Origin of the sequence: Pleomorphomonas diazotrophica (genome assembly GCF_002844595.1) — a bacterium.
Lineage (GTDB): Bacteria > Pseudomonadota > Alphaproteobacteria > Rhizobiales > Pleomorphomonadaceae > Pleomorphomonas > Pleomorphomonas diazotrophica.
The window spans coordinates 623,182-641,906 of the sequence record NZ_PJNW01000002.1 but is presented as its reverse complement, the minus strand read 5'-3'; the positions used below and the strand labels follow the sequence as shown (position 1 = coordinate 641,906).

Below are 18,725 nucleotides of genomic sequence, written 5' to 3'. Positions count from 1 at the left end.
ATCATGCCGGGCGCCTCTGGGCGCCCGGTCTCCTGCTTTACAGTTATCCGACGAGGACACCGCATGTCCGGCACCTGGATCACCACCCGGGCGTGGCTACTCATGCTGCCGCTCCTCATCGTCATGGTGGCCGTCATCGGCTGGCCGCTGGCCGACACCGTGCATCTCTCCTTCACCGACGCCAAGCTGGTCGGCACCTCCGGCAGCTACGTGGGCTTCGACAACTATGTCCGCCTCGTCACCGGCAACGCATTCGGTCGCACGCTCTTCACGACGACCTTCTTTGCCGTTGTCGTCGTGACAACTGAAATGGTGCTCGGCGTGCTCGCGGCGCTGCTCTTGAACCAACAGTTCTATGGACGCACGCTGTTACGCGCCTTGCTGATCCTGCCCTGGGCTTTGCCGACCGTCGTCAACGCCACCCTGTGGCGGCTGATCTACAATCCCGAATACGGCGCCCTCAACGCGGCGCTCACCCAGCTCGGCTTTCTCTCCGAGTATCGGTCTTGGCTCGGCGAACCCGGCAGCGCCTTGACGGCGCTGATCGTCGCCGACTGCTGGAAGAATTTCCCGCTCGTCGCAATGATCGCGCTCGCCGCCCTGCAGGCGGTGCCTCGCGACGTCATCGCCGCCTCCTTCGTCGACGGCGCCAACGCCTTCAACCGCTTCCGCTTCGTGACGCTGCCCTATCTCGCCGGTCCGCTGATGGTGGCGCTGGTGCTCCGTACCATCGAGGCTTTCAAGGTGTTCGACATCGTCTGGGTGATGACGCGCGGCGGTCCTGCCAACTCGACGCGCACCATGTCCATCCTCGTCTACCAGGAAGCCTTTTCCTTCCAGCGCGCAGGATCGGGAGCCTCCCTTGCCCTCATCGTCACGCTGATCATCACCGTGCTGGCCATCGCCTACGGCACAATCGTGAAGAAGGTCGCGGGGAGTGCGACCTGATGGAACGCCAGAACCCGCTCTTCCGCCTGTTCCTGCATGTCGCGGCGTTGCTGCTTGCCGCCGTCATCCTGATGCCGCTCGTCTGGCTGTTCGTGATGAGCATCTCACCGGCTGCCGATCTCGCTGCCAAGCCGCTCAGGTGGTGGCCGGAGACCATGGACTTCTCGCGCTACGCCACCCTCCTTTCCACGCTGGAGAACAGCGCCGGTGCCGCCTTCGTGGCCAGCCTCCGCAACTCGCTGATGGTGGCGGGCATGGCAACGACCGCCGCCGTGGCGCTGGCCGTTCCGGCCGGCTGGGCCGTGTCGCGCACCCCGTCCGTCGGGTGGTCGCTGTCGCTGGTCATCGCCACCTATATGCTGCCACCGGTGGCGCTGGCCGTGCCGCTCTACATGGCGCTGGCGAACTTCGGCCTGCTCAACAACGTGTTCGGCCTGGCGCTCGTCTACCTCACCATCCTCGCCCCCTTCACCACCTGGCTGATGAAGTCCGGCTTCGACGGCATCCCGCGCGAGATCGAGCAGGCGGCGGTCATCGACGGCGCCAGCCTGTGGCAGACGCTCAGGATCATCACGTTGCCGCTGGCCCTGCCCGTGGTGGCCACTTCGGCCCTGTTCGCTTTCCTGCTCGGCTGGGACGAGTTCTTCTACGCGCTGCTGTTCACCTCCGACCAGCGGGCCAAGACGCTGACCGTTGCCATTGCCGACCTTGCCGGCGGCCGCGTCTCCGACTACGGCCTGATCGCCACGGCGGGCGTGCTCGCCGCGCTGCCGCCGGTTGTCGTCGGCCTCGTCATGCAGCGGGCGCTGATCTCCGGCCTCACCTCCGGCGGCGTCAAGGGCTGAACCGAAAGGACAACAAGATGACCGCTCCCCGTCCCGAAAGCCTCCTCGCCATCGACCGCGAGATGGCGCGCCAGCACGCCGACGCCCTCGCCTCCTTCGAGCAGAACCGCGACGTCGCCGCCCGCGCCGCCGCCTCGCTCAAGAAGACTGGGCGCCTCCTGATGCTCGGCATGGGTGGCTCGCATGCCGTCGCCCGCGCCGTCGAGCCCCACTATCGCGCCCTCGGCGTCGACGCCGTGTCGCTGCCGGTGTCCGAACAACTTGCCGCCCCCCTGCCGATCAAGGATCGCACGATCTTTGTCACCTCGCAGTCAGGCGAAAGCGTCGAGGTCGTGCGCTGGTTCAAGGAGACGGGCGGCACTGCCGACACCTTCGCGCTGACGCTCGAGGGCGGTTCCTTCCTCGGCAAAGCTGCCCCAGCGCTGGTCGCCGCCGGCGGGTCGGAACTTGCCTTTGCGGCGACGCGCAGCCTGACGCTGACCTTCGCGCTGCATCTTGCCATTCTCTCGGCCCTCGGTGCCGATCCGGAGCCGGCGCTCACCGTGTTGAGGACCCCGGAGACCCCCGACGTATCGTCGGCGCTGGTCGCCCTGAAGAGCGTCCGCAACGTCGTGACCTCCGGCCGCAGCCTGCAGGGCGTGGCCGAGGCCATCGCCTTGGGCTTCACCGAATTGTCGCGCCGGCCCTGCTTCTCGCATGAGGGCGGCCAGCTTCGCCACGGTCCGATGGAAATGCTGTCGCCGGAGATCGGCGCCGTGCTGTTCCGCGCCAAGGATCCGACGTCGCCGCTGATTGCCGGCATGGCCGGCGAGATCCTCGCCGCCGGCGCACCGGTGGTGATCTTCGATGCATCCGGCGAGCAGCCGGTGCCCGGCGCCGCCACCATCGCCGTCAGGCCGGCCAGCGGCATGGCCGCCGTCTTTGCGCTGCTGCCGGCCGCCCAGACGCTGATGGTCGCCTTCGCCGCCGAGCGCGTTGAGAACGCCGGCACGCCCGTCCGCTCGAACAAGATCACCCGGAGCGAGTAAGTGAAGCCGATCGCCGTCATCGGAAACGTCAACGTCGACCTCATCCTGGGACCGGCCGCGCCCTGGCCTCAGCCGGGAACCGAGATCATCGTCGACCATGACGAGTTGCGAGTTGGTGGCTGCGCCGGCAACTCGGCGCTGGCGCTGAAGGCGCTCGGCGTGCCCTTCACGCTGGCGGCCAGCATCGGCAGCGATCGCTTTGGCGCCTGGCTGGCGGAGGAGTTCGGCGACCAGTCCAAACGCTGGCGCGTGCACGCGGAGAACACCACCATCTCCGTCGGCATCACCCATCCCGACGGCGAGCGTACCTTCTTCACGACGCTCGGCCACCTGCCGCATTACGGTGCCGCCGACGTGCTGGCCACCCTCGACGGCGATGCCCATCGCGACGGCTACGCGCTGTTCGCCGGGCCCTTCCTGATGCCACGTCTGGCCGATGAGTATGACCAACTCTACGATTGGGCCGACCGTTTCGGTATCCGCGTCGCCTTGGACACCGGCTGGCCGCCGGCCGGCTGGACGCCGGAGGTCATTGCGGCGGCCAAGGGCTGGCTCGCCCGCTCTGCCATCGCTCTGTTCAACGAGGTGGAAACCACGTCGATCACCGGCCGCGAGGACGTGCGCGACGCCGCCCGGGCCATGCTCGACCTGATGCCAAAAGGGGCGATCGCCGTCGTCAAGCGCGGGCCGCATGGCGCGCTGGCCGCATCGGATGCCGGCCTTGTCGAGGTTGGCGCACCGAAGATCAGGGTCATCGATACCATCGGCGCCGGCGACGTGTTCAACGCCGGCTTCCTGGCAGCGCTGGCCGCTGGAAAGTCGCTCGAAGAAAGCCTCGCGGCGGGAACGGCCACCGCCTCGCTCGCCGTCTCCACCTATCCCCGCCGCTACGCCCCGCCGGAGTCCCGTTCATGAGTGCCCTCGTCGTCGACAACATCCGCAAGTCCTTCGGCGACGTCGAAACGCTGAAAGGCATCGACATCTCGCTTGAGAGCGGCGAGTTCCTGGTGCTGCTCGGCGCGTCGGGCTGTGGCAAGTCGACGCTGCTCAACATCATCGCCGGCCTTGCCGAACCGACCGGCGGCGACATCCGTCTCAACGACCGCTCTCTGATTGGCGTTCATCCGAAGGACCGCGACATCGCCATGGTGTTCCAGTCCTATGCGCTCTATCCGAACCTGTCGGTGCGCCGGAACATCGGCTTCGGCCTCGAAATGCGGAAGGTGCCGGTTGCCGAGCGCAAGAAGGCCGTGCTCGAGGCGGCGCGCCTCCTGCAGATCGAGCCTCTCCTCGACCGCCGGCCGAGCCAGCTGTCCGGCGGGCAGCGTCAGCGTGTCGCCATCGGCCGTGCCTTGGTGCGCAATCCCAAGCTGTTCCTGTTCGACGAGCCGCTATCGAACCTTGATGCCAAGCTCCGCATGGAGATGCGCACCGAGCTGAAGCGCCTGCATCAGATGATGAAGACCACCGTGGTCTACGTGACCCACGACCAGATCGAGGCGATGACGCTCGCCACCCGCATCGCCGTGATGCGTAACGGCCAGATCGAGCAGCTCGGCACGCCCGAGGAGATCTACAATCGACCGGCCACGCTCTACGTGGCGACCTTCGTCGGCGCGCCGCCGATGAACCTGCTCGACGTTCTCGCCATCGACCGAGGCCTGCAGGTCACCGGCAGCGATACCGTCATCCCGCTTCCCGCCGCCCTCCTTGCGTCTCTGCCGCGCGACAGGAACATCAAACTCGGCATTCGTCCCGAGTGCTTCCGCACAGAAGCCGAGGGCGGCCTGCCGCTGACCCTGCGCTGCGAGGTGGTCGAACTCACCGGCCCCGAACTGATCCTGTCGGGTAGCATCGGCACCCAGCGTCTCGTCGCCACCCTGTCGCCGCGCACGCGGGCAGCTCCCGGCGCCGACGTCACGCTGTTGCTCGATACCGATGCGCTGCATCTCTTCGATGCCGAAAGTGGTCGGCGCCTCAACGCGGACTGAGACGCAGCAGGCGGCCGGGGCTCTCGTCTTCGATCACCCACACTGCGCCGTCCGAAGCGACGGCCACATCGCGGATGCGCCCCTCCATGGCGAAGCGCTCCTCCTCGTGTGCGCTGGTCCCGGCGATGGTCACGCGCGATAGCGTCTGGGTCTTCAGACCGCCGATCAAGGCCGATCCCTTCCAGGCGGGAAACAGGTCTCCCTCATAGAACGCCAGGCCGGCCGGCGCGATCACCGGCGTCCAATACAGCGCCGGCTCCCGGAACTCGGGACGCGTCGGCGGCTTGGGTATGGGTGTACCGTTGTAGTTGTCGCCGTAAGAGACCTCCGGCCAGCCGTAGTTGACGCCCGGCTCAATGAGGTTGAGTTCATCGCCTCCTCTCGGGCCCATTTCGTGAAGCCAGAGGCGGCCGTCGGGCGCGAAGGCCAAGCCATACGGATTACGGTGACCGGTGGTCCAGGTTTCGGCACGCGCGCCACCCGCATCGGCGTCGGGATTACCCGGCGCGGGCTTGCCGTCGAGCGTCAGGTGTAAGACCTTGCCGAGTGCAAGATCGGGATCCTGGGCGGTCTTCGGCCGCATGCGGTCACCCGAGGTCAGGAACAGCGACTTGCCGTCCGGCGCGAAGGCAATGATGCCGCCCGGCTGGCCGCCCTTGCCCTTCGGCATCTGCCGCCAGATCACATCGAGGCCGCTGAGCTGCGCCTTGCCCTGCTGTTCGGCCAGCGTCGCCCGGGCAAGCACCAGCGAACTGCCGCCCTCACCGGGCTCGACATAGGTAAAGTAGATGCGACGGCTTTGAGTGAAGTCCGGCGCGAGCGCCACGTCGAGCAGGCCGTTCTGCCCTGCGTGCTCGACCTTCGGCACGCCGCTCACCTCCACCGGATCGCCGCCTCGGTGATCGACCAGGAACATCTCACCCGGCTTGGTGGTGACGATCAGCCGATCTGCGTCGATGATGGCGATCGCCCACGGCAGATCGAAGCGGGCCACCGTCTGCGCCTGAAAGGGCTGTTCCGAGGTGGCCTCGGTGCGACCGGCATTCTCCGGCTCGGCGATGGCCGGCGAAGCAAGCGCGGCAACGGCCGCAGCAAAGGTGAACGGGCGGAACATGGCGGGCATGTCGGCATCTCCCTGGGATAAGCCGGCCAAGCCGGCGCCTCCAGGAGATTTGGGGAGCCGCGAACCATTCTCAAGAGAAGGGCGGTCACAGCCAGCCAAGCAGCTTCCACCACAGGAAATCGATCGGCACCAGAACGACGAGCGTGATCAAGGCCAGGGGCACGGTGACCCTGACGAGATGATCGAGCTTCTCGCCCGACAGCTGCATCGCCACCACCAACGGTCCCACTTGGTAGGGAAACAGTACGGTGGAGAAGCCGACCACCTGGGTCATCAGCACAGTCGTGGCTCCGTAGCCGGTCAGAGTCGCAAGGTCACCAGTCATCGGCGTCAGCACCGCCGGCGCGCTCGGGACCGTCGTGAACATGCTCGTGACGAAGGACAGGAACGTCAGCGAGAAGAAGTTGGCGGCGTCGTTTCCTGGCGCCAAAGGCAACACCGAGGTGAGAAAGGCACCGAGCCTGCTACCGAGGCCGGAGGCGCCTACCAGCGCGCCAAGCGCCAAGGCGCCGGCCACGAACAGCAACAGGCCAAAGTCGATCGATTGCCGAAAGGCCTGCGGCCCCACGACATCGATGCCCGGGGCAAGCAGCAGCACGGCAGCGCCGAGGCCGATCCATGCCGAGTTGATGCCATGCAGGCTGTCGGTCATCCAGAAGATCAGCGTCAGAATGAGGATGCCGATCACCTTGCCCTGCCCCGACTTGCCGGTCGCAGCCGAAACCGCCACCGTACCAAGCGGATCGCCAACCTGGGCCGGGAACAACGCGAGCACCAGGGCCACGGTGAGAGTGGACTTGACGATGCCCAGCACGGGATAGTGCAGCAGCAGATAGTCCGTGTAGGTGAAATGAATGCCGAGGATGGTTTCAGCCGAGCCGGCCAGAACCATGTTCGGGATATTGGACGGCAGAATGGCGAAGCTTGGCATGTTGCAGCCGATGGCCAGGATGGCGGCGATGCCGATGCGGCCGTTCGACCCTTTCGCAAAGCCGCATCGATCTGCCAGCGCCATGCCGATCGGCACCATCACCACCGCGCGCCCCACCGACGACGGCATCAGGAAGCCGAGGATCATCGAGGCGAGCATCAGGCCGCCGATGAGGCGCGGGTAGCTCCGCGTCAGAAACGGCGCGATGACACCGGCAAGCCGGCCGTCGAGGCCCGTCGCGTTGACGGCGGCGCCGATGACGAAACCGGAGATGATCAGCCACACCGCCGCCGAGGCAAAACCCGAGAAGACCAGCGGCGCCGGTTGCAGACCGGCGATCAGTACCGACGAAAAGAGCAGCAGGCTGGCGAAATAGCCCGGCACCAGCGCGGTCGCCCAGAGCCCGAGCGTGACGAGAACGATGGCGAGCGTGACGCCACCCGTCGGTCCGAGAGTTGCCGGCGACCACAGAGCAATGGCGGCGGCAAGCAGGAGAACCGCCGCAAGAATGAGGTGGCGAACGGTGAACGCCTGGGGACTGATCATGAATGGGCTCTTGGCTGTTTGCGCGGGCCGATTCTGCGGGTGCCACCGCAGCCTATCCGAAGCCTGGCCTTGGCGTTAGTGTGACGCCCGAGGGGAAAGTTCGCCAGGCAGGTTTTAAAATGGATCTTCTCGTAAAACTCTATGACGTCGAACCCGATGTGGATCTCGATCGCCGGCTGAAGGAAGGTGGCATCGTCATCCGGCGGGCGCTGGCGCCAGAACTCGACACCGTCCGCACCTGGATCGCCCCCCGTTTCAGCCCCGGTTGGGTGAGCGAGGCGCAGGTCGCCTTTGCGCGCGATCCCAATGCCTGCCTGATCGCCGTACGGGACGGCAAGCTCCTGGGCTTTGCCTGCTACGACGCCATTGCACTCGGCTTCTTCGGTCCGACCGGCGTGGACGAGGCAGCGCGCGGCCTCGGCATCGGCAAGGCCCTGCTTCTCAGGACGCTGCTTGCCATGCGCGAACGCGGCTACGGCTACGCCGCCATCGGCTGGGCCGGACCGGTCGATTTCTACGCCCGCACCGTCGGCGCCATCCCGATCCCGGATTCGGACGGCAGCGTCTACACCGGCCTGCTGGATCCGCTGGTCCACGCACCGACCGAATAGACTCTCAAAAGCTCGGGCAGAAGCGGATCAGTCCCTGAAACCGCGACCAATCCTTGGCCGCAGCCGGCGTCCACCCCGCCTCGGCGACGGCAGCGAGACGCGGGAACACCAAGTGATTGAAATGGGCGCGGCTGTCGATGAGTTCGGTCCAGAGACAAGCCTGGATGCCCTTGAGGCGCGGCAGCAGATCGGAGGGAATGTCGTCTCCCACCTCGTATGCATAGGCCGTTTCCAGCGAAGTGGCGCCCGCCCAGCTCATGCCGACTTCGTCCCACCCCTCGGAATGGGCGATGTCCAGATAATAGGCCTCGGCCGGTGCCATGACGATGCCATAGCCACGCCGGGCGAGACCGGCACCGATCGTCGCCTTCTGCCAGACGGTGAGAAGCGTTCCCGCCGTCTCGACGCCGGCGCCATTGCCGACCTCGTTCCAGCCGGCCAGTTTCCGGCCCCGTTCGGCCAGCATCGCCTGTACCCGACGCATGAAATGCGACTGTAGCGCCTCCGGATCGTTGATGCCGAGATCGGCCATCAACCGGACAGCGAGAGGCGATTGTAGCCATGCGCCATGCGCGACCTCGTCGCCACCGACATGCAGGTGTGACGAAGGGAACAGGGCCGCGAGATCATCGAACACCGCCTCCAACATGCTCCAGGTGAGATCCACGGCCGGGTTGAGGGCGTTGTTGGCAAACCCCTGAACCGAGGCATAGGCGTCGGCGGGCTCGCCCGGATCGGCAAGCGCCGGCAGGGCGGCAAGCGCGGCAGTGCTGTGACCGGGAATATCGACCTCCGGCACGATCTCGATGTTGAGGCGGCGGGCGTGGGCGACCAAGGCCCGCACGTCGGCATGGCCATAAAAACCGCCGCTCACCTCCAGGCCATCGCCGAGCTGCGGCGGCAATGCCGCGTCGGGCCCGCGTACTGACCCAACGGAGGTCAGTTGCGGATAGCCGCCGATTTCGAGCCGCCAAGCCTCATCGTCGGTCAGGTGCCAATGGAAGACATTGAGACGGAGATAGGCAAGACAGTCGAGAAAGCGGGCGAGATCGCCCACGGGGAAGAAGCGGCGGGCCGTGTCGAGATGGCATCCACGCCAGGAAAAGCGCGGCCTATCAATGACATGGCCTTCTCCCGGAAAGCAGAACCCGGCGCCGGTGCGCGCTCCGCGCAAAAGCTGGCCGAGCGCCGTCAATGCATACTGCCGGCCGGCGGCGTCTGCCGTTGTGACGAGGATTTCGTCGACCTGGAAATCCAGACGATAGTCCTCCCGACCCAGCGCCGCGTCGGTGGCAAAGCGCAACAGCCCATCACCCGGCAACGCCATCAGCGAAAAAGGTGCGGGTTCGATCGGAAACAGGCGACGGAACAGCGCCATTGCGCCGGATACCGCCGACAGTTCATCGGCCGTCGCACCGTCGGCCGGTGCCAGATAGCCGGGCAACCGGTCCGCCGGCACGAGTGCGACCTCGGCCGGCCAGGGCGTGAGCGCGAACGGTTGCACCGCGACCGCGCCGGAGGCACGTTTCTCCCCGGATGGTTCGCGCCGGAGATCGCCGACCGTGACGGGTTTCCGGCTGCCATCGGCCAACGTCACATAGGCCGAGACGATCCCCTCGCTCCGGTGCTGCGGCTCACCGGTGATGCCGCCGAGCGAGAAGCACCATCTGTCACCCGACGCCAGGCGAAAGCCTTCCGGCGGCGCAACGTCATGGAAATAGCCCCGTCGATCCAAGAGACGCACGTTCTCGGCAGCCGGGTCGCGCTCGACGAAGCGCAACGTGGTGAAGGCGAGGCGAAAGCCGGAGATCGGGTCACTGCCGGTGTTGCAGAGCTCGAAAATAAACCGGCCGGCAGGATCACCTGCCAACGGCCGCCAGAGGCAATCGACGTGAAAGCATGATTGGTCGGGAACGCCGGGCGCCCGTTGCTGGTCGGTCATCAGAGTTCCTCCCCCGCGTCCTAAGCCACGCCGGAGCCGTCGCGCTCGCCGTGCGACGCACCCGACGGATCGTCGGAACGACGTTGGCAGTACCATTGACCAAGAAGCAAGATCACGCGTCTTCAAGGGTATGAAAAGTCGACCAAGGTGGAAAGGCTACGATCCCGACGCATTGATACCTTTCCTGTCGAGAAGCAGCGAGACGACGAACACGGCCGAGCCGACCAGACCGAGCAACGCGCCGACCCACCCCGTCGAGGCCCAACCGTAGCCGGCGGCGATCGAAACGCCACCGAGCCAGGCACCGAGGGCGTTGGCGATGTTGAAGGCGGAGTGGTTGAGCGCGGCCGCCAGGGTCTGCGCGTCCTTGCCCACGTCCATCAGGCGGGTTTGAAGCGTCGGCACCACCGCAAATCCAGTACCGATGAGGAAGACCACGGCCACCGCCGTCACCGGCTGCCGCACCGCTACGGTGAACAGCACGAGGACCAGCACGTTCCAGGCGAGCAGGCCGGCGATCGTCGGCAACAGCGCCCGGTCGGCCAGCTTCGGCCCAAAGATGTTGCCGGCGATCATGCCGGCGCCGAAGACGCTGAGCACGAAGGGCACGGCACTTTCGGGAATGTGCGACACGTTGACCAGCGTCGGGGTAATGTAGCTGAAGACCGCGAACATGCCGCCGAAGCCTGTGGCGCCGATGGCCAGCGTCAGCCAGACCTGCACCTCGCGCAGCGCGCCCAGCTCCCGCAGCGGACTGGCACCGGGTTGAGGCCGATCGCGCGGGACGCAAACGGCAACCAGCGCCACTGTCGTCAGGCCGAGCACCCCGACAACGGCAAAAGCGACGCGCCAGCCGAGCATCTGCCCGGCCCATGTGGCGAGCGGCGTACCGGCAAGCGTCGCCACCGTCAGGCCGAGCATGACGCGGCCGATGGCACGGGCTCGCCCGTCAGGCCCAGCCATCCCGGCCGCCACCAGCGCCGCCACGCCAAAATAGGCGCCATGCGGCAAAGCCGTAACAAACCGCAGAATCACCAGACTGGGAAAGCTGGGCGACATGGCGCTGGCGAGATTTCCCAGGGCAAAAACTCCCATCAGGATGAGCAGAAGAACGCGTCGGGACAGCCGGGCACCGACGACGGCGATCAGCGGCGCCCCGACGACCACACCGAGCGCATAGGCACTGATGATCCTGCCGGCCTCCGGCACCGTTACCTGCCAGCCGTTGGCGACATCGGGCAGAAAGCCCATGGCGGCAAACTCACCGGTGCCGATGGCAAAGGCGCCGATGGCCAGTGCGAACTCGGCGATCGTCGCGGCGGAAAACAGGGAGGGCTTGGCGGCAATATGCATGGGGACCAATCGAGCTAGCGATCTCGCGGGACGGTCCCGGAGTCGATCTATCACGACCAACCTAGGTTTGATTTCACCGTCGATAAACATATGATCTCGGAAGGACCTTTCGGAAAATCCGGAAACTACGATGCGGGCAGATCTGGAAATGGCCGTGCTGGCCGCCGTCGTGCGGCACGGCAGCCTCTCGGCGGCGGCGCGGCACCTCGGGCTGGCCGTATCCGTGGTGGGAGACCGCCTGGCCAACCTTGAAAATCGGCTGGGGGCGCGATTGATCGCCCGGACCACGCGACGCCAATCGCTGACGGAGGCCGGCCGGCTTTATCTCGCGGAAATGCAGCCGATCCTCGCAGCCATCGAGACGCTTGAGACGCGCATTCGCGACCTGTCGTCCATTCCGCAGGGGACCTTACGGATTTCCGCGCCATTTCCGATTGGTCGCCGCTGGATCGCTCCCTTTGTCGGCGAGTTCGCCGCCCGCTACCCCGATGTGCGCCTCCAGCTCCTTCTTGAAGACCGCTACGTCGATATCATCGGCGAAGGCTTCGACCTGGCCATCCGCGGCGGCCCCGCCGTGGAATCCGAGTTTACGGGTCGCTTCCTGGTCTCGATCCGACGGGTCGTTGTCGCCAGCCCGGACTATCTCAGCCGACATGGCTCCCCGTTCTCCCCCGAGGATTTGGATGCCCATGCCTGCCTTGTCTTCAATAGTGGCGGTCACTTCCACGCCGACTGGCGGTTCGGTCGTGGCGAGGCTGCAAAGATCGTGCGGGTATCAGCCCGATTGGCGACTTCCAACTCGGAGCTGCCGGTGGTCTGGGCGTTGGCCGGGATGGGACTGACCCAGAAATCGTTCTGGGAAGTTCGAGAGCATCTCGAGCAAGGCCGTCTGGTCACGGTGCTCGATGACTTCGAGCCGGATCCGGCGTCCTTCTATGCCATCCATCCGGTCAGCCGATCCCAGTTCCGCCTGCTGTCGCTGTTCGTCGGTGAGTTGTCCGACTATCTGAGGCAACGCTTCCCGGCATAGCCAGTTCGGCATCATCCCTTGCGTAGCGCCCTGTATTGCGTCGGCGAACTGTCATGCACCCGCCGGAAACAGCGGGAGAAATAAAGGGGATCGTCGAAACCGAGATCGGCAGCGATAGCCTTCACCGACTGGTCCGTGGTGTCGAGCAGGAAGCAAGCGCGCTGGATCTTCAGGCGAATGAAGAAATCGAGCACCGTGAAGCCGGTGCGCTTCTTGAACACCGCCGCCAGATGCGACGACGACAGGTTCGCCTCGCGCGCCAGATCGTCGACCTTCAGCGACCTGCCAAAGTTGTTCTGCATCACGTCGATGACCCGGCGGATGCGCTGGTCGAGATTGTCATCGCGGTTGGGCGAGCGATGGCGCAGCACGACGAGGTGGGTGACGAGTTGGCCGAGCGCCATGGACGCCGACAACAGATTGTCCGGCGTATAGCCGCTGCCAAGGATCGACAGCATCTTCTCGAACAGTGTGGGGATGGCCGGATCGCGCCCCGGATGCAGCAGTGGCTCTTCCGGATCGAGTTCGAGCAGCTCTGGCAGCAGCGCCACCTTGGCGCCGTCGAGGTGAACCCAGTAGATCGTCCATGGATCCTCGGCATCGGCACCATAGGCATGCGGCACGCCGGCCGGTGCCACCAGCGCCTGACCGGGGCGGACGCGCAGGCTGATATCGCCGACCCGCGCCCAGCCACAGCCGTCGGTGCAATAGATCAGGACAGACTGGGAAATGCCCTCCGGCCGCTCAACGAAGTGCCACTGGGCACGCGGATAATGGCCGACGTCGCTAGGCAGAAGCTCGATCAGTGGCCGTCCTTCAAGCCAGCCGGAGACCACCGGGCGCGGCAGCACGATCGACCGCTGCCCCGGAAAGCCCTCCTTGATCCGCTGTTCTCCATCCTCCGTCATGCCCCGATGCTATCAGAGGATCCTCCATGATGTCCATCGTTCCCGCTATTCACGATTGAAGGACCGGCGCCTAGCGTTCCGACAATGACAGATCCCCGGCTACGGGATGGGAAGGAACGCGCCATGAAACAAGTCGAACTCCCCGCAGCGCCCCGGGCGCTTACCGGGCCGGTCAAGGCGTGGTCGGAACCCCTTGTCATTCCCACCTACGAGCCCGCCCCCGCCGACCGCAATCCGATGTTCCTGGAAAAGCGGGTCTTCCAGGGTTCCAGCGGCCGCGTCTACCCGCTGCCCTTTTTCGATCGCATCGACTCGGAACTGCACGACAAGAGCTGGACGGCGCTGCATATCGAGAACGACTATCTGCGCGTCACGGTGCTGCCGGAGCTTGGCGGCCGCATCTATGCCGTCGTCGACAAGATGAACGGCTACGACCTCGTCTATCGCAATCGCGTCATCAAGCCGGCCCTGGTCGGCCTCGCCGGCCCCTGGCTGTCCGGCGGCATCGAGTTCAATTGGCCGCAGCATCACCGGCCCAGCACCTACATGCCGACCGCCTGGGAAATCGTCGAGGAAGCGGATGGCTCGCGCGTCATCTGGCTGTCGGAACACGAGCCGATGAATCGCATGAAGGGCATGCACGGCGTGCGGCTCAGCCCCGGCAAGGCCTGCCTGGAGCTGGCCGTTCGCCTGCACAACCGCACGGAGCTGACCCAGACCTTCCTCTGGTGGGCGAACGTCGCCACCGAAGTCCACGAGGACTATCAGAGCTTCTTCCCCGAGGACGTTCACTTCATCGCCGATCATGCCAAACGGGCGACCTCGGCCTTTCCCGGTTGCGAAGGCCGCTACTACGGCGTCGATTATGCCAGCCGCGCCAGGGACGGCGTGCCGCCCGAGGAAACGCCGTCGCAGTTCGTTCCCAAGCGCGGTTACGCCCCCAACGACCTTCGCTGGTATGCCAACATTCCGGTGCCGACCAGCTACATGTGCCTTGGCTCGCGCGACGATTTCTTTGGCGGCTACGACCACGCCGTCGATGCGGGAATCGTCCATGTCGCCAACCACCACATATCCCCCGGCAAGAAGCAGTGGACCTGGGGCAACCATGACTTCGGCTACGCCTGGGACCGGAACTTGACCGAGCCGGACGACAACGGCGTCTACTGGCCCTACATCGAGATCATGGCCGGCGTCTACACCGACAACCAGCCCGACTTTTCCTTCGTCGCCCCCGGCGAGACCAAGACCTTCTCGCAATACTGGTACCCGATCCGCGAGATCGGCGCCGCGGCCGCGGCGACGCTCAAGGCCGCCATCGGCCTGAAATTCGACGGTGTCAGGTTGACGGTCGGCATACAGGCAACCGAGGCGGCCACTGGCGCGCGGATCATCGTCTCAGTTGGCGAGAAGACGCTGGCCGAGCGGACGGTCAACCTCGATCCGGCGAAGCCGCTTCTCATCCCCCTCGACCTCCCCGGCGGCGTCGATCCCGATGGCGTCCGCGTCGTTGTCGAACAGGATGGCGTCACGCTGGTCGAGCGCCGCCCCGTGGACCGGGATAAGGTAACCATCCCGCCGCCGGCCACCGAACCGCCTCGGCCCGAGGACATCGACAGCGCCGACGAACTCTGGATGACGGGCGTCCACCTCGACCAATACCGCCACGCGACCCGGCCGGCCGACATCTATTGGCGCGAGGCGCTCCGCCGCGATCCCGGCGATGTCAGGTGCAACACGGCTCTCGGCATCTGGCATCTTCGGCGCGGCGAGTTCACAGCAGCCGAAGCCTGCTTCCGCAAGGCGATCGAGCGCCTGACCCGCCGCAACCCCAACCCACCGACCGGCGAAGCGCACTATCACCTCGGAATCGCCCTGCGCTATCTCGGCCAGCCCGACGCCGCCTACGATGCCCTCTACAAGGCGACCTGGAATGCCGCTTGGCGCGGGCCGGCGCATCTGGCCTTGGCAGAGATCGACGGCACGCGTGGCGCTCTCGCCGACGCTTTGGGCCATGTCGAGGAGGCGCTGCGCCACGACGTCGAGAACTCGGTTGCCCGCAGCCTCAAGGCCGCCCTGCTCATCAAGCTCGGACGTGCGGCCGAAGCCGACACGCTTCTCGCCGAGACGCTGGCCCGCGATCCGCTCGATGCCCGCGCCAGGATGCTGAACGGGCTGCCGTTCAACGGCGACGACCAGCTCTATCTCGACATCGCCATTGAGACGGCCCGTAGCGGTTTCGTTGCTGACGCCCTTGCGCTTCTCGAAGGCCGCGCTGCGGCGGTTGGCCGTGCAGCTTCGCCGCTTCTTCACTATCACGCGGCCCTCCTTGCGGGCCGGCTCGGCAAGTCCACGGAATCCTACCTCGCCGCTGCCGCCGAGGCGTCGCCCGATTACTGCTTCCCGGCGCGGCTCGAAGACATCGCCGCGCTGGAGGCGGCGATCGGGGCGAACCCGGCCGATGGCCGTGCACCCTGCTATCTCGGCAACCTTCTCTACGATCGCCGGCGCCACGCCGAGGCGATTGTCCTCTGGGAGAAATCGGTGGCGATCGACCCGTCATGGTCGATCCCCTGGCGCAACCTCGGCATCGGCTATTTCAACATCGAGGGATCCGAGGGAAAGGCCGTCGCGGCCTATGACAAGGCGCTTGCCGCCGCCCCACATGATGCCCGTCTCGTCTACGAGCGCGACCAGCTTTGGAAGCGTATCGGACGCTCGCCCGCCGAGCGCCTCGCCGAACTGGAGAGCCGACTGAATCTCGTAGCCAGCCGCGACGACCTCAGCGTCGAGCTGTCGGCGCTTTATAACCAGCTTGGTCAACCGGAGAAGTCGGCGCCGCTGATCGCCGGCCGCGCTTTCCAGCCCTGGGAAGGCGGAGAAGGCCTTGCCCTCGACCAGTGGGTGCGTAGTCACCTCGGCCTCGGCCGGCGGGTTCTCGCAGCCGGCAAGGCGGAGGCCGCGGTGGCCGAGTTCGAGGCGGCGCTCAACCCGCCGCGATCCCTCGGCGAGGCGCGTCACCTGCTCGCCAACCAGAGCGACGTCCAGTACTGGCTCGGCAAGGCGCTCGCCGCCGCTGACCGCGGCGAAGAGGCGACACGCTGGCTGACGCTGGCCGCCGAGTTTGCCGGCGATTTCCTCGGCATGGAAGTGCGCGCCTATTCGGAGAAAACCTTCTTTTCGGCCCTGTCGCTAATCGCGCTCAGCCGCAAGGCGGAAGCCGAGACGCTGCTTTACGAACTCCGCGCCTACGCCGAGGAGACGATGGCCAGCCCGGCGAAGATCGATTATTTCGCCACCTCGCTACCGACCATGCTGCTGTTCGACGACGACCTGCAGCTTCGACGGCGCGTCTCCGCCCACGTCATGCTCGCCGAAGCGGCCATTGGCCTCGGCGACCCCGCAACCGGCCGCGAGCATCTTCAGGCTGCCCTGAAGCTGGACCCCAACCATGCGCTCGCCGCCGACCTCCTCAGCGATCTTCCCAATGGCTGAGGAGGCCTGACATGGACGTGCTGCGCCTCCGGACGAACGTCGCCGAGCTCAAGCTCTCGACACAAGGCGCAGCCGTCCTCGGCTGGGAGATCGACGCAAGCGCCGGTCGCCTCCCCCTCCTGCGTCCGGCTCGCCATGGCGGCAACGGCGCACCCGATGAGACTTCCGCCTTTCCGCTGGTGCCTTTCGGCAACCGCGTCGGCGGCAACGCTTTCACCTTCTCCGGTCGAGACTATCGGCTGACAGCCAATGCCGGCGACCGCTATCGCCTGCACGGCGACGGCTGGCTGTCCGACTGGGGCATCGAAGCGGTATCCGACAGCAGCGCCACCCTCATCCTGCGCCACATGGCCGACGCGGCTGCCCCATGGGACTATCTCGCGCGACAGACCGTGACGCTCGACGGGCGGGGCATGGCGCTGGCCCTGTCAGTTGAGAACACGGGAAAAGTCCCCCTGCCCTTTGGTCTCGGCTGGCACCCTTATTTTCCGCTGGCCGCGCGCACGCGACTGACGGCGCCGGCTTCCTCAGTCTGGCTGGAAGGCGCCGATCACCTTCCCACCGAAGAAGTCCCCATCGCCGCCGAACTCGATTTTCGGAAAGCCGCACCGCTGCCCAACTGCTGGGTCAACAACGGCTTCGAGGGCTGGAACGGCTGCGCGCGCATCGACTGGCCGGAGCGGGGGGTAACCCTCAAGATCGACGCGGGGCCAGCTTTTTCCCGGTACGTCATCTATCGTCCCGATACCGACCGCGATCCGGCCTATGCCGGCGACTGGTTCTGCTTCGAGCCGATGACGCACTCTGTCGATGGTTTCGGCTTGGCAGGGATGGGCGGCCTGGTGCAGCTGGATCCCGGCAACTCTCTTGAGGGGCGCATCGTCCTCGAGGCCTTGGTGCATTAATCCGCTACGGCGTTCGGTGGAGGACGCTACACTGCGTCCAAAACGGATGGTACAGGTTTGCCATGCAGGCAACGGGCACCCATTCCCAATGGATCACGGCGGACGGGCGTCGAGGCACGCACGGCGATGCCTCCCTGCTTTTCCCCTACTGGAGCTTCACCAAGACCGTCATCGCCATCTGCGCGCTGAAACTGTACGAGCGCGGCGAGATCGATTTGGATCAAGTTCTCGACGGTGAGCGCTTCACGCTTCGGCAGTTGCTGAACCATACCTCCGGCCTCCCGGACTATTCCGCCCTATCCGACTACCATGCAGCCGTCGCAGCCGACGAAGATCCCTGGCCCCGCGACAGGCTTCTCACTGCGGCACTGGTTAAGGGCTATCTTTTCGAGCCCGGCCAAGGCTGGTCCTATTCCAACGTCGGCTTCATGCTGGCGCGGGAACAGTTGGAAGTCGCCTCAGGGGAGGATTTCGCCGCCCTTGTCACCGACACAATCTGCCGCCCTCTCGGCTTGAACAGCATCGAACTTGCGACAACCCGCGAGCAGTTTCGTCGGGTTCACTGGCCTGCTGGAGCGAAATACCACCCCGGGTGGGTCTATCACGGCTGCCTGATTGGAACGGCCGAGGATGCCGCGCACCTGCTGCACGCCCTTCTTTGCGGAGCCCTGCTGGGCACGACCGCAGTCAACGAGATGCTGCGGCGCATTCCCTTGGGCGGCGCTATCGAAGGTCGCCCTTGGACGGATTGCGGCTATGGTCTGGGCTTGATGATCGGCCGCATGGAAAGTGCCGGGCGCGTCATCGGCCATTCGGGAGGAGGACCGTTCAGCGTCAATGCGGTCTACCATTTTCCCGAGCGCCCCGACCCGGTGACTGTTGCAGTTTTCAGCGAAGGACAGAGTGAGGGGCTGGCAGAGTACGAAGCCGCGGCGATCGCCGTAGGTCGATGAACGCGCCGTCGCTGCAACAAATGGGCTGCGTCTTCTGGCCGCACATTTGACGATCAACATGGAAATAGTGCGAGGACTCCGCTAGTCTAGACGCTCAATAGCGTGTGCTGCGTGCG

Annotated in this window: 15 protein-coding genes; 10 read left to right on the top strand and 5 right to left on the bottom strand. The window is 65.8% G+C overall.

Annotated elements, in window-relative coordinates; all coding sequences use genetic code 11:
• The first annotated feature begins 63 nt into the window (after positions 1–63).
• Genes CXZ10_RS03875 through CXZ10_RS03855 form a run of 5 tightly spaced genes read left to right on the top strand, consistent with a single transcriptional unit; the run spans position 64 to position 4,812 of the window.
• Positions 64–948 carry a carbohydrate ABC transporter permease gene (locus tag CXZ10_RS03875; protein WP_101287608.1) on the top strand — a complete coding sequence of 295 codons (885 nt, stop codon included), beginning with the start codon at positions 64–66 and terminating at the stop codon, positions 946–948.
• Positions 948–1,793 carry a carbohydrate ABC transporter permease gene (locus tag CXZ10_RS03870; RefSeq protein ID WP_101287607.1) on the top strand — a complete coding sequence of 282 codons (846 nt, stop codon included), beginning with the start codon at positions 948–950 and terminating at the stop codon, positions 1,791–1,793. Before CXZ10_RS03875 ends, CXZ10_RS03870 begins: the two co-directional genes overlap by 1 nt.
• A gap of 17 nt (positions 1,794–1,810) precedes the next feature.
• On the top strand, positions 1,811–2,821 hold the full coding sequence (locus CXZ10_RS03865; RefSeq protein ID WP_101287606.1) for an SIS domain-containing protein: 1,011 nt from the start codon (positions 1,811–1,813) through the stop codon (positions 2,819–2,821).
• Positions 2,822–3,736 carry a carbohydrate kinase family protein gene (locus tag CXZ10_RS03860; RefSeq protein WP_101287605.1) on the top strand — a complete coding sequence of 305 codons (915 nt, stop codon included), beginning with the start codon at positions 2,822–2,824 and terminating at the stop codon, positions 3,734–3,736.
• Positions 3,733–4,812, top strand: a complete 1,080-nt coding sequence (locus tag CXZ10_RS03855; protein ID WP_101287604.1) for an ABC transporter ATP-binding protein — start codon at positions 3,733–3,735, stop codon at positions 4,810–4,812. The genes CXZ10_RS03860 and CXZ10_RS03855 overlap by 4 nt, the downstream gene beginning before the upstream one ends.
• Here the strand turns inward: CXZ10_RS03855 and CXZ10_RS03850 are convergent.
• On the bottom strand, positions 4,799–5,935 hold the full coding sequence (locus CXZ10_RS03850; RefSeq protein WP_210199836.1) for a PQQ-dependent sugar dehydrogenase: 1,137 nt from the start codon (positions 5,933–5,935) through the stop codon (positions 4,799–4,801). The two genes, CXZ10_RS03855 and CXZ10_RS03850, sit on opposite strands and share 14 nt — an antisense overlap.
• Positions 5,936–6,020: 85 nt before the next feature.
• Positions 6,021–7,412, bottom strand: coding sequence for an SLC13 family permease (locus CXZ10_RS03845; protein ID WP_101287603.1), 1,392 nt, complete (start codon positions 7,410–7,412; stop codon positions 6,021–6,023).
• Between the two features lie 119 nt (positions 7,413–7,531).
• Here CXZ10_RS03845 and CXZ10_RS03840 point away from each other — a divergent pair, with 119 nt between their 5' ends.
• Positions 7,532–8,023 carry a GNAT family N-acetyltransferase gene (locus CXZ10_RS03840; protein WP_101287602.1) on the top strand — a complete coding sequence of 164 codons (492 nt, stop codon included), beginning with the start codon at positions 7,532–7,534 and terminating at the stop codon, positions 8,021–8,023.
• Positions 8,024–8,027: 4 nt separating this feature from the next.
• On the opposite strand, the gene CXZ10_RS03835 is transcribed toward CXZ10_RS03840, so the two are convergent.
• Together CXZ10_RS03835 and CXZ10_RS03830 are read right to left on the bottom strand one after the other, a co-directional pair.
• The gene (locus tag CXZ10_RS03835; protein WP_101287601.1) at positions 8,028–9,965 is read right to left on the bottom strand and encodes a beta-N-acetylhexosaminidase; all 1,938 of its coding nucleotides are present in this window, start codon (positions 9,963–9,965) and stop codon (positions 8,028–8,030) included.
• Positions 9,966–10,121: 156 nt separating this feature from the next.
• Positions 10,122–11,318: an MFS transporter gene (locus tag CXZ10_RS03830; RefSeq protein ID WP_101287600.1), complete on the bottom strand. Its 1,197-nt coding sequence runs from the start codon at positions 11,316–11,318 to the stop codon at positions 10,122–10,124.
• Positions 11,319–11,466: 148 nt separating this feature from the next.
• On the opposite strand from CXZ10_RS03830, the gene CXZ10_RS03825 reads away from it, so the two are divergent.
• Entirely contained in the window at positions 11,467–12,348 is an 882-nt protein-coding gene (locus CXZ10_RS03825; RefSeq protein ID WP_210199835.1) for a LysR family transcriptional regulator, read from the top strand.
• 11 nt (positions 12,349–12,359) lie between these two features.
• On the opposite strand, the gene CXZ10_RS03820 is transcribed toward CXZ10_RS03825, so the two are convergent.
• Positions 12,360–13,256 (bottom strand): AraC family transcriptional regulator, encoded by an 897-nt coding sequence (locus CXZ10_RS03820; RefSeq protein ID WP_101287598.1) that lies wholly within the window; start codon positions 13,254–13,256, stop codon positions 12,360–12,362.
• Positions 13,257–13,379: 123 nt separating this feature from the next.
• On the opposite strand from CXZ10_RS03820, the gene CXZ10_RS03815 reads away from it, so the two are divergent.
• The 3 genes from CXZ10_RS03815 (at position 13,380) to CXZ10_RS03805 (ending at position 18,609) form a co-directional block, all read left to right on the top strand.
• Positions 13,380–16,751 carry a DUF5107 domain-containing protein gene (locus tag CXZ10_RS03815; RefSeq protein ID WP_210199834.1) on the top strand — a complete coding sequence of 1,124 codons (3,372 nt, stop codon included), beginning with the start codon at positions 13,380–13,382 and terminating at the stop codon, positions 16,749–16,751.
• 11 nt (positions 16,752–16,762) lie between these two features.
• Positions 16,763–17,656, top strand: coding sequence for an aldose 1-epimerase (locus CXZ10_RS03810; RefSeq protein WP_101287596.1), 894 nt, complete (start codon positions 16,763–16,765; stop codon positions 17,654–17,656).
• Between the two features lie 62 nt (positions 17,657–17,718).
• Entirely contained in the window at positions 17,719–18,609 is an 891-nt protein-coding gene (locus CXZ10_RS03805) for a serine hydrolase domain-containing protein (RefSeq protein WP_101287595.1), read from the top strand.
• The last annotated feature ends 116 nt before the right edge of the window (positions 18,610–18,725 follow it).